Consider the following 14,378-nt stretch of genomic DNA (forward strand, 5'->3'; position numbering starts at 1 on the left):
CGCGAAACCCAGGTGAGGAAAAGGAATGGCTCTCGATCGAGCAATGCTGCTGGTCGGCATCGGCGGCACCGGCCTGAGCACCGGCCAGGAACTGGAACGGGTGCTACGCAACCAGTTCTGCGGTCCGGACGGCACCGATCTGATCAGCCGGATGCGTGGCCACGACTACCGGCCCTACCAGCTGCCGTCCTGCGTGCAGTTCGCCTACATCGACCTCAACATGACCGAGTTGAGCAAGGTGCTGCCCAACGTGGTGCCCAGCGCCGAGCACCACGCCGCGGCCCAGTCCACCACCAACCTCATCGCGAACCTGGTGCCGCCCAACCATCACAACAGCGCGCAGGTGCAACGATCGCTGCGGATCAGCACCGAGCCGGAGGTGATCCACTGGCTGCCCAGCCCGGAATCCGACCCCAGGGTCGCGCCGCTGGACGCCGGCGCCGGTCAGTTGCCGACGGTGGCGCGGGCGGCCTTGTTCGAGACGATGCGCCAGGGCGGCGGCCCGAACACGGTGCTGCACGGGGTGACCACCGCCCTGCAACGGATCGGAGCCTCCGGCCCGGTATTGCGGGAACTCGGTGGGACCCTGGACAACACCCTGGACGTGTTCGTGGTCTTCTCGGTGGCCGGGGGCACCGGCTGCGGACTGTTCCTGGACTACCTCTACCTGATCGGCGATCTGGTGCGGCAGAACGGTGTGCAGCCCAGGATCTACCCGTTGGTGCTGCTGCCGTCCGCGTTCCCGGAGGGCATGGGCGGCGGCAGGCCCGCGGTGCTCAACGCGGCCTCCGCGCTGGTCGACCTGTTCCGGCTGATCGACGACCAGAACGCGCAGGGCGTCGAGGACGCGCTGCGGGACGGGCGGCAGACCGGTGGGCGGAGCACGATCCGGGTGCCCGGTGAGCCGAATCCGATCGGCCTGCAACCGGCCACCGTGCAGACCGCGTTCCTCTTCGGCCGCCCGGACAACGGGATCGGCCGGGCGGACCTGATCCGGTCCATGGTCTCGTTGATCATGGCGCTGGTCAGCGCCGGTTCCGAGGGTGGCGTCCCGTTCGCCGATCGGTTCGTCAACGACAACACCGCGCGCGCGGCGCTGGCCGACAGCGGGGTCGGGCGATGCGGGCTGTCCACCGCCTCGGTCGCCTCGCTGAGCATCCCGCTCGGTGAGCTGGCCGACCTGGTCGGCTCCCGGCTGCTGGCCGAGGCGGTGCGGGACATGCGGGCCACCCCGTCCAGTCCCGGGGTGCAGAACCGTCCGCACATCGAGCGGTTCGACACCGACTGCGGGCTGGACGGTTTCCGGGCCTGCGCGCCGCTGGAGGGTTTCGCCGAGGTGGAGGACGCCCCGGTCGGCTACGACGCCATCCTGCGCGCGCTCAACACCCGGATCCGGAGCATGCAGGACTCGTTGGAGCGCAACGCGAAACTGCTCGACCCACGGATCGGCGGACTGGCCAAGGACTTCACCCCGGTGCGGGCGGCCGAGGAGCTGTTGCGCGCGATCGACCCGTTCCACCTGCGCCGGGTGCTGCAGGGCGATCCCGGCTACACCGAAGGACTGGACAAGGGCGGCTTCGAGCGGATCCTCAAGAGCCGGATGGAATCCGCCAAGGTCCCGCCCGGCTACGACTTCGGGTTGCAGGCGCCCCAGCCGGAGGCACTGCACCGGCGGGCCGTGCTGCGCAGGCCGCGCTGGGGCGATGACACCGTGCAGAACGTGGTCAAGGAGCAGAACGCCTGGTACCACTGGCGATTGCGGCGGCAGTGGCATGAGGCGTGGGCCCGCTGTCACCGGATCTGGGAACCGCGCTGGTTGGACTTCTGCGGGCAGGTGGCCGCGATGACCGGGGAACTGACCGACTACCTCGCCACCGAGGAACGCCAGTTCACCCAGCGCTCGGCCGAGCTGTACGAGCGGCGGCTGGGCGTGTCCTACCTGCTGCCGCCCGACGACGGCCAGATGCAGGCGTTCTACCAGCGGGTGAAGGTCAACCTGATCAACCGCTACCGGGATCGCCTGCCTGCCAACACTTCCGCCGCCGACCTGGTCTCGGTGATCCTGGGCACGGACGGCTGGCGGGAGGCCTACCGGGCCGGGCGGGAACGGCCAGGAGTGGCCGTGCACCGGGTGCGGCAACGGATCCGGCGGGCGGTGTCGGAATGCCTGCGGCCCGGTGGCGGCGAGCGGGCGATCATCCCGGCCATGCGGGAGCTGCTGACCGCGGCGGCGGGCAGGCCCAGCAGCCTGCTCGACGACGCGGACGTGGCGCACTTCCGCAACCAGCTGGCCGGCATGGTGCCCAGCGGCTACGCCCCCTCCGGCGAGGGCACGCTGAAGGTGCTCATCTCCTACCCGGCCGGCGCGCCTGATCTTGAGGTGGAGGCCTGCCTGGGGCGGGAGCTGCTGCGGACGCTGCAGGTGGAACAGCAGGCGGTGGAGTTCCGCCCCAACGACTCCGACTCGCTGGTGGTGGTGCTCTTCCGCAGTTCGATGAGCATCACCCAGGTGCCGGAGGTGCGTGAGGCGATCCGGTTGCGCAGTGCGGCGCAACGGCACGAACGGCCGGGGGACCGGCTGTCCTGGCGGCAGCGGCTGGGCACGGAACAGGGCTACCCGGTCTCCACCCCCGCTGACCGGGCGCTGATCCTGCAGTCCTTCCTCAACGCGATGTGGAACGGCTGGGTGCAGGTCGAGGCGCCGGGGCAGGACCGCAGTCCCACCAGGGTGCGGGTGCGGGCCGGCCGGGCCGAGGCCACGCCGCTGGTGCTGGAGCTGACCCCGTTCGGCGGACTGTCCTCCTGGGCGAGCCTGTTGCAGGCCTATGAGGAGTGGGCGCTCAGCGACGGCAGCGGGGCCCGCAGCAGCCTGGCCGCTCAGCTGATCGCCGCGGTGCCGCTGGACATCGACCGGAACCCGGCCGCGCCCGCGCCGCTGTTCAGCACGCTGTACGAGCTGCCTGCCAAGGAACTCCGGCTGGTGGACGAGTTGCGGGCCCGGCCGGGACTGGACGCCGCCCGGCAGATCGACCTGATCGAGGAGTTCTGGCAGGAGACGCTGCCCGCCGCGCTGGACCTGCCCTTCCGCGGCGTGCAGGCGCCCTTCCCCAACCTGCGCGGCATGACCGAGTACTTCGCCTGCCAGTCCCCGGCGGTGGACCGGTGAGCGCGCCAACCGAACGGTCGGTAGTCGTGCTGGATCTGCGCGCCGGCGAAGCCGAGGTGGACCGGATCGAGGGATCGGTGCTGGTCATCGACGGGGCAGGCACCGCGGCCGAGCACGATGAGCTGTACCAGGAGCTGCTGGGCAGTCCGCTGGTGTCCGGGGTGATCTGCCTGGCCGTCGGAGACGGCGCGGCCAGGGACGAGGTGCGGATCCGGCCCGCGCCCGCACTCGGCCCGGTGGACCGGGCGGCCACGCTGTGGGTCAGCGACGAGCACGGGGTGCACTGGCGGCCCGCCGATCACCTGGTGCGCGGGGTGCGGCCGAGCGCGCCGTCCAATCTGGACCAGCTGATCGCCGCGCTGTCCGAGCCGGTGGTCTTCGACGCGGTGGTGCACGCGGTGAGCACGCTGCCCTACAGCACCGCCAGCGTCGGGCTCGCGCTGGAGCGGACCAGCCTGCACGAGGCCGAGCGGCGGCGGGTGCAGGAGGAGGCGATCAGCCTGTTCACCGACCCGGACGCCGGTGGGGTGAGCGCGCCGGAACCACCCAGGGCCGAGTTCCGGGCGGCCATCGGCCGGTACACCGAGGCCGGGGAGACCGAACCGGTGCTGGTGGCCGGAGGTCCACTGGAGCGGGCTCGCGCCGCCGCCAACCGAGCGGTCGGGGACGCCGCACTCGAACTCAACCGCCTGGATCACCCGCTGTCGATCTTGACGACGCAGCGGCCAGGCTCCGCGGTGGGGGCGGCGGCGCGGCAGGCCGTCGACAGCGCACACGCCTACCACCGGGAGGCCGAGCGACAGCTCAAGCACGTCAACGACAGCCTGCTGGGGCAGCAGATCGGCGACCTGGCCGTGGCCGAACGCGGGTTGCGCGGCCCGGAACAGAGCAGTCGGCGGCAGGCGCGGGATGAGGTGCGCGAGCTGGTGGAGACCTGGTTGCGGCGGTATCGCTCAATCGGCAGGCTGCTGCCCGACCTGAACGCGGTCAAGATCGAACGCGAGCCGCAGGGCTGTCTAGGTGCACTGGACACCCTGGGCGCGCTCACCCCACGTCGGTTCCTGCCCGACTTCGAGACTGAGCCACCACCTGGTGCCGCGGCCGTCCTGGCCATGACGGCCGGTGTGTTCGCCGCGATCGGGTGGCTGCCCTGGCTCTTTGTGCCGCTGCTCGCGATCGCCTGGTTCGGCAGCGGCTTGCTGCTGCACGCCCGGCGACCCACGGAGACCGGCGAACTGGGGGTCCGGCGTGCGTTGCTGCCTGCGGCGTTGTTCTGGGGTGGTCCGGTGCTGGTCAGTTGGGCGGCGATGGCGATCGTGGGTCTGCGGCCGTTGCCCTGGGGCGGCGGCATGACGGCCATGGGCTGGCTCGTGCTGCTCGTGGTGGTGACCACGAGCTGGAAGCTGAGTGTCCGGCAGTGGCGGACCTGCCTGAACCTGGCGGAGCTGTCCGCGCAGGTCGAGCAGATCGACCGGCTGGTGCACCGGGTGGCGCGGGCGGACTGGCGGCCCTCGACCCGGCGGGCGCTGTTCGCCGACGGGCTCGGTCAGGCCGTGCTGGGCCTGACCGCCATCCAGGCCGCGCTCGCAGCCCGCACCGAGGACCTGTTCACCCCGTTGCCCGGCAAGGAGATCGCCCTGGCCACCGACGGCGAACCGGAGCCGCCACCGGACCGGGACGTCTACGAGGAGGTGCGCGAGGTGGTGCTGACCGACCTGGTGGACCTGACCCTGGCCGCGCTGCGCCCGTGCTGGGCCGGGATCGAGGCGGGCAGGCCGGTCGACCCGGCCGAGTACACCACATCCTGCGATCGGCTGCTGGCGAGCTACCACGAGCATGTGCGGCGGCACGGCCTGCTGCCCGCGCCGCCGTTCGCCTTCAACGGCGACCGCGCGCACCGGGACACCCTGGCCACCAAACTGTGGGCGGCCTCCCGGGTCACCGAGGCGCTGTCCCGCACCGCGGGGGACGAGATGACCCAGCTCTGCCACCACCGGCACCTCGGCGTGGTCAGCGCACTGGCCGCGGGCGCCGAACTGGTGCGCTTCGCCTCCACCGCGGTGCGCGAACTGACCAGGGAGAGCGGCGGACCGGGCCGCGAGGTGGCCTGGACCGGCGACTCGGAACTGGCCGGGTCGATGCGTTTCGTCCCGCTGCGGCAAGGGGTTTTCGAATGAACCAGGTTCGCTGCCGGGCCGTGGACGGCACCGTGCACACACTCACCCTGCGCCCGCTCGCGGAGATGGCGAATGGTCAGTCGCCCGCCCGGCCACTCGCGCCCGCGGAGCACGGTCCGTTGCCGTCCAGGCTGGTCGCGGTCAACGGGATCACCTTGCTGCACAAGCAGGTGCCGCGCGATCCCGCGGGCGCGCCTGGGCCCCTGGCAGCCCTGGACCGGGAGATCCGGGCCACCCACCGCTTCGCCCAGCTCTTCCCGGCCGAGGCGTATCCGCCGGAGCTGCCGCGACTGCGGTACTACGACGTGGACAGCGAAGATCCGTTCGTCCTGCTGGAGCCCGCCAGGGGAGTGCCCGCGGCCGAAGCGCTGCCGCGGTTGTCCGCCCAGGACCGGCACCGGTTCCAGGCCGGTCTGCTGCGGGCCCTGCACCTGGCCGAGGTGGCCGGGCTCACCCACGGCGGCGTGGACCTGGACGCGCTGCGCTGGGACCCGACCACCCGGTCGGTTCAGCTGCTCGACTTCCATCGCGCCGCGCCCGGCGACATCCGGGCGGACATCTGGGACGCCGGACTGGTCATCTGGCGCGCCGCCTACCCCGGCCACCTCGGCCGGTCCGCACCGGATCTGCACGCCAACGGCGGCGCGTTGCGGGTGCTGCTCGACGGCGTGTTCACCGACCCGCCCACCGCCCGCCCCGGCCCGGCCGAACTACTGGACAGACTCCGGGAATCGTTGCGGCCCAAGGTGATCGACCTCGGCGCGCGGCTGGCACCCGGTCAGCACGCCTTCGACCTGGCGCTGCGCCGCAAACGCGATCGCGCCGCGGCGGAACAGGACCAGGACGGACAGCTCTGGCCCAGGCTCAGGGAAATATGGCGCCGGATCCGGACCACCGACGACGAACTGCCGCCGCTGGTGCGCTGTCCGGTGTGCCTGGACCGCTATCCACCGCCGGAGAACGGGTTGTGGCGGCGCGATCCGGACGGCGCCTACCACGAGCTGACGGTGCACGGCCGGGATCCGGTGAAGGGCGGGATGAACCTGGTCAACACCTATCGCCGCTGCCCCAACCCCTCCGGCGACACCGGCGAGCACTACCTGCCCGCCACCTACTTCGCGCACGAGCCGCCGTTGGTGGTGGCCATGATCGGCAGGCCGACCGCGGGCAAGTCCCACCTGCTGGCCGCACTGGTCCGCGAATTGGTGGAGCGGGACGGCCTCGCCCCGTACGGGCTGACCGTGGTGCCACTGGACCTGCACCGGCACGACGAGTACCGCAGCGCCGTGCTGGAACCGGCTGGTCGCGGCGCCCGGCTGCCCCGGACACCCAAGCAGGTCACCGGCCCGGCCGAGATCCTGCTGATCCGCGGGCCACACCGGACCCGGCCGCTGGTGCTCTTCGACGTGGCGGGGGAGGACCTGGAAGCGGTGGGGGACAACGAATCCGCCCGGTTCCTGATCGGCGTCGACGCGGTGCTGTTCGTGCACGGCCTGGAGCCGACGCCGGAACGCGGCGGGAATCAGGCCCTCGAAATGTCCCTGGCCCGCTTCCAGGCAGTGCCCGAGCTGGAGCGGTTGCCCGCCGCGATCGTGGCGACAAAAGCAGATCGGCTGCGTTACCAGCCGCCGGTGAGCCACTGGCTGCGCGAGGGCAGCCAGCGACTGACCACAGTGGACCCCGAGCTGATCTGGCGGGAGAGTCGGGACGTGTACGCGTTCCTGCACCAGCGCCAGGAATTCGGCGCGCTGGCCCCGTTCGGCGTGTTCGACCGCTGCACCCTGCACTTCGTCTCGGCCACCGGCACTGAGGCCGCGCCGGAGGAACCCGTGTTCCCACGCGGGTTCGCGCCGTCGCGGGTGTTGCAGCCGCTGGTGTCGATCCTGGCCATGGCCGGTGTGTTCGGCGGAGAGCGGGGTGCGGTCGGGATGTGAGATCAGCGGGCCAACCGGGATCAGCGGGCCAGTGCCGCCGCGAGCCGGTCCAGCCAGGACCGGGCCTCGCCTTCGGCGCCGGGCTGCTCGTCGCGGAAGTTGGCCCAGTCCACCTCCAGGTCGAGCACCGAGTCCGGGGTGAAGGCCGCGGCCTCCCGGCCCAGTTCCGGGCGCAGCAGCTCGCGGATCAGGTCCAGGGGCACGGTGGTGTGCTCGGCGAGCAGCACCGCGTCGTAGAGGTCCTTGCCCTGCGGGTAGCGATCGGTCATCAGCCACTGCACCTTCCAGGCCAGCGACAGGCTCGCGGAGGCGGTGCGCATCGGCGTGCCCAGCGGCGGGATCGCCACCGTGACCGGGGGTTCGGGCAACGGCTCGTTGAAGACCAGGTCGAGCTGGATCGCGCCCTGCGGCAGGCCGTCGACGTCGAATGGGAACACCAGTCGTCGGCCGGGCACCCGTTCGTAGGTCCAGATGTGTTCGGAGCGCACCTGATCCGCACGCAGACCGGGGCCGGGGTCGGTGGCCAGAGCGGCGATCAGACCGTCCAGCATGGCCTTGGCCTGCGGGCCGTCAAAGGCGAAACCGGGCGGAACCACCACGAAGTCCAGGTCCCCTGGTTCGCGCGCGGCCGCGCCGAGCCAGGCCCGCAACACGATACTGCCGCGCAGCACCAGATTCTCCGCCCACGGCGAGGCGGCGACCACGGCGAGCACGTGCGCCATGGCCGCGCGCCGGGCGGCCAGCCAGCGCTGTCCCTCGGCCGGGTCGCCGAACACCGGTTCGCCCGGCCGGTAGGCGTTCTCGAACTGTTTGACGGCCGGGTCGAACGCGGCCCGCTGCCGGATGTCCTGCCCTGGCCGTACCGTGAGGGGCTGGTAGGTGGAGGGGAAGCCCTCGATGCCCGCGGGCGCGGTGCGCAGCCTATTCTCCCGCGGGTTGATCCGTTCCGTTGCCGGATCCGGCTCCAGCCAACCCGTGTCGATCCCGAGCGCGTCGTCGTGCACGACGTACTCTTCCTCGACCTCCAGCACGGTGTGCCCGTTGTCGCGCAACGCGGTCAGCAGCGCGTCCAGCCGGGCGCGGGCGGTGCCGCGGCCGACGCCGTGGCAGCGCTGGGTGACGAAGCGCTCCTCGCCGTCGGTGTGCTCGCGGCGGGCGTTGCGGGAGAGCCGGGCGTCGTGCTCGTGGATCACCTTGTCCACCGCGCTGATCGTGCTGTACTGGTCGTCGGGCAGCAGCAGTTTCACGTGGTGCTCGAAGTACAGGTCAGGGTGAGCGTCCACATCGGACTGTGGCACGCCTTGATTCCATGGCGCGGCCTCGATTTTCACCCGCAGCACGTGCAGCTCGGCCGCGATCAGCTCGGCCCGCCAGTGGTTGGCCAGCTCGTGCAGCCCGGCCAGGGTGCCGCTGCCGGAGACGGTCAGCATCGGCTGCAACGGCGTCGCGCCGCGGTCGAGCTTGATATCGCTGAACTTGACGCCATGCTGCCGCGCGAACGCCGCCAGCCGGTCCGCCTCCCATTCGGAGCCGGTCAGGTGCACCTCGAAGTCGCCGGAGAACATGTCGCCGATCCTGTCACAGCGACGGTCGGCTCAGCGCGCCAATAGTGAATTCATCATCGAAAGCCTTGTCGCCCAGGGTGTTCCGTGTCACGTCGAGAACGTGGTCCAGATCGGCGCGGTCGGCCAGGGGAACGCCGGTGATCGACCGCAGCGCGTGTGCCGCGCCGAGCAGGCGGGCGGATTCCGTTGCGGCGTCAGGGAGCTGGGTTGACGCCAGGCCCTCCAGGGCGGCGGCCTCGGCGTGTGAGTTGCCCAGGCGGCGGGCGAAGGCCAGCGCTTCCCCGTGATGCAGCCGGGCCTGGGCCGGGTTGTCCTGGAGCTGGGCGAGGTGGCCGAGTTCGGTGTGCACGAGCGCGTAGCCGGGGGCGCGGCCGGTGCGGCGGTACCAGTCGGCGGCCTCGGTGAGGCAGGCCGTGGCGGTGGCCAGATCGCCGGTGCGGCGGGCGAGCTGGCCCAGGGTGATGGTGGCGTGTATCTCGCCCGGCTTGAACCCGCGTTCGGCGGCCAGTTCCCGTGCCCGCACAAGGTGATCGTGCGCGGTGGCGTGCTCGCCGCGGAGCAGTGCGATCCGGCCGAGTCCGCACAACCGGTCGGCGGCCTCGGCCCACATGCCCAGTTCCTCGGCCAGTGCGAGGCCGTCCCGGTGTAGCTGTTCGGCCCGGTCGTGGTCGCCGTGCAGTTCGGCCAGGGTCGCGCGCGGGTAGGTGGTGAGCAGTTCGCCGCCTGGGTCGCCGAGGGAGCGGAACAACGTCACGGCGGCTTCGGCGTGGGTGTGCGCGGTGTCCAGGTCGCCGTGGGTGAGCGCGTGGTTGGCCTGCACGCAGGTGGTCACCGCCAGGCCCCACGGGTGGGCCAGCGCGCGGAAGGCCCTGGCCGCGTGCGCGGCGAGTTCCTCGCTGGTGTCCAGATCGCCCGCGTGCAACAGGACGTAGGCCAGGAACCAGTGCGCCATGGCCGCGCCGAGCGGGTCGTCGAGCCCGTCGAAGCCGGTCAACGCCGCGCGGGCGCTGGCGGCCGCGGCCGGATCCGGATCGGCCACGATCGCGATCCCGGCCGCCCAGCAGCGCACCCGGGCAGCCATGATTCCGGGCTCGGCGCTGGCGAGCGCGTGCCTGGCCCAGCGCTGGGCCTGGCGGACCCGGCCGCGCAGCATCCAGTACCAGGCAAGGGAATCCACCAGCCGCACCGCGTCCTCGGGGACCGCGTGCTCCAGGGCGCGCTGGAAGTTGCCGTGTTCCTCGTCCAATTCGGACAGTGCCGCGTGCTGACGAGGGCCGTGCAGGTCGGGTGCGGTGGTCTCGGCCAGGGCCAGGTAGTAGCGGGACTGCCTGGGGCGCAATGCTTCCGTCTCGCCGGACTCGGCCAGCCGGTCGCGGGCGTAGGCGGCCACAGTCTCCAGCAGCCGGTACCGCCGGTGTCCCGGCAGTACGGTCACCATCGACCGGTCCACCAGCCGTGCCAGCACCTCGGCCACCGGAAGCTCCGGGTCACCGCAGATCGCCTCGATCGCCGCGAGACTGCCCCCGTCTAGTACCGCTAGACGGCGCAGCACCACCCGTTCGGGTTCGGTGAGCAGCTCCCAACTCCAGTCCAGCAGTGCGTGCAGGGTGCGCTGCCGGGCGGGCGCGCCCCGGTTGCCCGCGGACAGCAGGCGGAACCGGTCGTCCAGGCGGTTGGCGAGTTCCCGCACGCCCAGCGCGCGCACCCGGGCGGCGGCCAGTTCCAGTGCCAGCGGCAATCCGTCCAGGCCGCGGACCAGCGCGGTCACCGCCGCCGCGTTGTCGGCGGTGAGCGCGAAACCGGGGTCGGCGTCGCGGGCTCGGGCGCAGAACAGCCGGACCGCGCCCGAGCCGTGCGGATCGGCCGGGTCCGCTGGCAGGTCCAGGGGTGGCACCGGGTGCACGGATTCGCCTGGGGTGGACAGCGGTTCGCGGCTGGTGCTCAGGATCCGCAGCCCCGGCACGGCGGAGAGCAGGGCCACGGCCAGGGTGGTCACCTCGGTGACGATGTGCTCGCAGTTGTCCAGCACCAGCAACAGTTGCTTGCCGGAGAGGTAGGCGATCAGCCGGTCGCGGTGGCCGAGCGCGCCACTGGCCGGGATCGGGCCGAGCATCGCGTTCTCCCGGATGCCCAGCACCGTCATCACCGCCTCGGCCAGCGCGTCCGCGGCGTGCGGCCCACCCAGTCCGGCCAGCTCGACCAGCCACGCCCCGTCCGCGAAGCCCTCGGTGAGTTGCGTCGCGGCGGCGATGGCCAGCCGGGTCTTGCCCACCCCGCCCGGCCCGGTCAACGTGACCAGTCGCGCCGCGGCCAGGGCCTTCCCGGTTTCGGCCAGCTCGGTGTCCCGGCCGATCAACTCGGTGACCGGGGCCGGCAGGTTGCCGGGCCGGCGCGCGGGGGTGGCGTCCAGGGCGGGGTCGCGGGTCAGGATCGCCTGGTGCAGGGCAGCGATCCCCGGCCCCGGATCCAGGCCCTGCTCGGCTGCCAGGTGCGCCCGGAACTCGGCGTAGGCGGACAGGGCTTCGGGCTGTCGCCCGGCCTGGTAGAGAGCCTGGAGCTGCGCCGCGCGCAGACGTTCCTGCCCGGGAAAACGGTGTACCCACTCGGCCAGTTCCGCCAGCACGGTGCCGGGTTCGCCCAGGGCCAGCCGGGCCTCGGCCAGTTCGGCCACCGCGGTCAGCCGCAGTTCCTGCCAGCGCCGGATCACCGGCTGGGCAAAGGTTTCCGCGCCGAACTCGGCCAACGCGGGCCCCCGCCACAACCCGAGCGCCTCGGACAGCAGCGAAACCCGTGGCCACGGGTCCACAGTGGACCGAGCCCGCCGCAACAACCCTTGGAAGAGCACGGCATCGGAGTCCCCGCGCAGCCGGTAGGCATTCGCCCGGTACTCCACCAGCTCCCGCTCACCCAGGGCCCGCCGCAACCGGGACACCCGGATCTGCAACGCGTTACCCGGATTCGCGGGCAGCCGCTCCGGCCACAACTCGCCGATCAGCGTCTGCACCGGCACCCAGGCGCCCTCGTGGGTCAGGAGTACGGCCAGCAACGCGCGGACCTCGGGACCGGGCACCGGGATCGGCGCGTCCTCGGCGTTGCACACCACGAGTGGACCCAGCACCCCGAACCGCACCGGGCCCACAGTACCGCCGGACAGCGCACGGACAGCGCTCGGCAAGTGGGCGCGCCGAGGGTGAGCGGGCAAGCACCGCCGGAGAAGGACGTGAGGACTTGAGCACCCAGAGATCCCTGCTGCCGCTGGCCACCGCGATGTTCGCGGTGGGCACCGACGGCTTCATCATCGCCGGCCTGCTGCCCCAGATCGCCACCGATCTGGACGTGGGCCTGGCCGCGGCCGGCCAGCTGGTCACCGCCTTCGCACTGGCCTTCGCCGTCTCCGCCCCCATCCTGGGCGCCCTGACCAGCGCGATGACCCGCCGCGCCGCCCTGCTGCTGGCCCTGGCCGTGTTCATCGCGGGCAACGCGGCCACCGCCCTGGGCCCCGACTACACCACCGTGCTGCTCGCCCGGATCGCCACCGCGGCCGGCGCAGGCCTGATCGGCGCGGCCGCCTTCAGCGCCGCCGCCGCGATCGCCCCACCGCAACGCCGCGGCCGGGCCCTGGCCACCGTGATGGGCGGCCTCACCCTGGCCATCGCCTTCGGCCTGCCCGCGGGCACCCTCATCGGCGGCGCGGACTGGCGGCTCACGCTGTGGGCGGTCGCCGGTCTCGGCGTGCTGGCCGCGATCGGCGTGGCCGTGTCCCTGCCGCCGATCACCCTGCCCGCCGACCCGCTGCGTGCCCGGCTGGCCCCGCTGCGCGAACTCACCGTGCTGGCCATGCTCACCGTCACCACCCTCACCCTGGCCGGCACGCACGTCCTCTACACCTACATCGCCCCCGCGCTGACCGGCGCCACCGGCGGTTCGGCCACCGCGCTGACCGTGGTCCTGCTGGCCTGGGGCGTGGGCAACATGATCGGCAACACCGTCGCAGGCCGCCTCGCCGACCGCCACCCACCCCGCGCCGTCGTCACCGCGGGCCTGGCCGTCGCGGCGGTGCTGCTGGCACTCAGCCCACTGGTCGTCGGCAACCTGGTCGCGGCCGTGGTCTGGGCGGTGCTGTGGGGCGTGTCGGTGTCATTGCCGGTGGTGCCGCAGCAAAGCCGGTTCGTCGAACACGCGCCGAGCGCGTCAGCGGTCTTGCTTGGCCTGAACAACTCAGCCATCTACCTGGGCGTGGCCCTGGGTGGCGCGCTCGGCGGGCTGCTGCAGGACCAGCTCACCCCGGCGCGCCTGGGACCGCTCGCGGCGGGGGTGAGCGTGGCGGGGCTGCTGGTCAACCTGGCGACCAGCAGGCGCAAGCAGGTGCTCGCGTCCTGACCGACCGTTCGGTAGGCGCGGGCGTTGAGTGGGGCGGCGCCGACCTGTCGGCAACCTGTTGACCTGCTGTCCCCGCTTCAATAGTTCTAGAGGTACATGTACGGTCCGAACTATGAGCAACTACCGGAACCTGCGCGTAATCGCCCTCGCGGCGGCCGTCCTCACCGCCGCCGGCTGCGCCGTCCCCGAGGCGGCCCCGGCCGATCTGCCCGCCCTGCCCGCGCCGGCCACCCCCTCCTCGGTCACCACCCTCCCGCCGGGCCAGCGGCCGGAGGGCATGGTGCGGATCCCCGCGGGCTCCTACCCGCTGGGGCGAAACGACGGCCCCGACGAGGAAGGCCCCGCGCACCGGGTCAGCCTCAACGCCTTCCACATCGATGTCTACCCGGTCACCACCCGGCAGTTCGTGGACTGGGCCAACCGATCGGTCGGGAACCTGGTCAACGCGGGCGGCGGCGACCCGCGCCGGTGGAACGGGCCGGTCAGCAGACTCGAACGGGACGCGGTGCGCGACCGGTCCGGCCGGGAGGTCTTCACCACCAACGACACCGACGAGGACTCCCGGGTGCTGCGCCAGGACGGCCGCTTCGCCGTGGAGGGCAACGTGGCCGAGCACCCGGTGAACGAGGTCTACTGGTGGGGTGCGCTGCAGTACTGCCAGGCCCGCGGCGCGCGGCTGCCCACCGAGGCGGAATGGGAGGCCACCGCCAGGGGCGCCGAGGGCCGCACCTACCCGTGGGGCAACGCCGCGCCGGATGCCACCCGCGCCCAGTACGGCAAGGCCTACGACGAGACTAGCCCGGTCACCGCCCACCCCGCAGGCGCCACCCCGGAGGGCGTGCAGGACCTGGCAGGCAACCTCTACGAGTGGACCAGCTCCCTGGACCGCCCCTACCCCTACGTCGCCAACGACGGCCGGGAGGACCTCCAGTCCCAGAAGCCGCGGATCACCAGGGGCAGCTCGCACGACGAGCGCGCCGCGAACCTGCGCGCCACCGACCGCGACGGCTACTCCAGGGACCCCTTCGCCGGTCACCACCACATCGGCTTCCGCTGCGCCGCCGACGCCTGAACCGACCGATCGGTCGGGGCCGGTGCCGGTCGGCGCAGCCCACTGTCCACTGGGCGGACGGCCTGCTCGCCTCCGCCGCTCGCC

Annotated in this window: 7 protein-coding genes; 5 read left to right on the top strand and 2 right to left on the bottom strand. The window is 72.4% G+C overall.

The features are described from left to right. Positions 1-25: 25 nt before the first annotated feature. From ACTOWY_RS13560 to ACTOWY_RS13570, 3 genes are read left to right on the top strand one after another with little or no spacing between them, the layout of a single operon-like run. A complete protein-coding gene (locus tag ACTOWY_RS13560; protein ID WP_441309964.1) occupies positions 26-3,166 on the top strand; it encodes a tubulin-like doman-containing protein in 3,141 nt (1,046 codons plus the stop codon). Next, the gene (locus ACTOWY_RS13565; protein ID WP_441309965.1) at positions 3,163-5,343 is read left to right on the top strand and encodes a hypothetical protein; all 2,181 of its coding nucleotides are present in this window, start codon (positions 3,163-3,165) and stop codon (positions 5,341-5,343) included. Before ACTOWY_RS13560 ends, ACTOWY_RS13565 begins: the two co-directional genes overlap by 4 nt. After that, on the top strand, positions 5,340-7,277 hold the full coding sequence (locus tag ACTOWY_RS13570) for a hypothetical protein (RefSeq protein WP_441309966.1): 1,938 nt from the start codon (positions 5,340-5,342) through the stop codon (positions 7,275-7,277). Before ACTOWY_RS13565 ends, ACTOWY_RS13570 begins: the two co-directional genes overlap by 4 nt. A gap of 20 nt (positions 7,278-7,297) precedes the next feature. On the opposite strand, the gene ACTOWY_RS13575 is transcribed toward ACTOWY_RS13570, so the two are convergent. Both ACTOWY_RS13575 and ACTOWY_RS13580 read right to left on the bottom strand, forming a co-directional pair. Continuing rightward, positions 7,298-8,842 carry a nucleotidyl transferase AbiEii/AbiGii toxin family protein gene (locus ACTOWY_RS13575; protein WP_441309967.1) on the bottom strand — a complete coding sequence of 515 codons (1,545 nt, stop codon included), beginning with the start codon at positions 8,840-8,842 and terminating at the stop codon, positions 7,298-7,300. A 13-nt stretch (positions 8,843-8,855) separates the two neighbouring features. Continuing rightward, positions 8,856-11,972, bottom strand: coding sequence for a BTAD domain-containing putative transcriptional regulator (locus tag ACTOWY_RS13580; protein ID WP_441309968.1), 3,117 nt, complete (start codon positions 11,970-11,972; stop codon positions 8,856-8,858). Positions 11,973-12,070: 98 nt separating this feature from the next. Here ACTOWY_RS13580 and ACTOWY_RS13585 point away from each other — a divergent pair, with 98 nt between their 5' ends. After that, positions 12,071-13,222, top strand: a complete 1,152-nt coding sequence (locus tag ACTOWY_RS13585) for an MFS transporter (protein ID WP_441309969.1) — start codon at positions 12,071-12,073, stop codon at positions 13,220-13,222. 112 nt (positions 13,223-13,334) lie between these two features. Further along, positions 13,335-14,294 carry a formylglycine-generating enzyme family protein gene (locus ACTOWY_RS13590; RefSeq protein ID WP_441309970.1) on the top strand — a complete coding sequence of 320 codons (960 nt, stop codon included), beginning with the start codon at positions 13,335-13,337 and terminating at the stop codon, positions 14,292-14,294. Positions 14,295-14,378 lie beyond the last annotated feature (84 nt).

The sequence above is a fragment of the Crossiella sp. CA198 genome, from assembly GCF_052078295.1.
Lineage (GTDB): Bacteria > Actinomycetota > Actinomycetes > Mycobacteriales > Pseudonocardiaceae > Crossiella.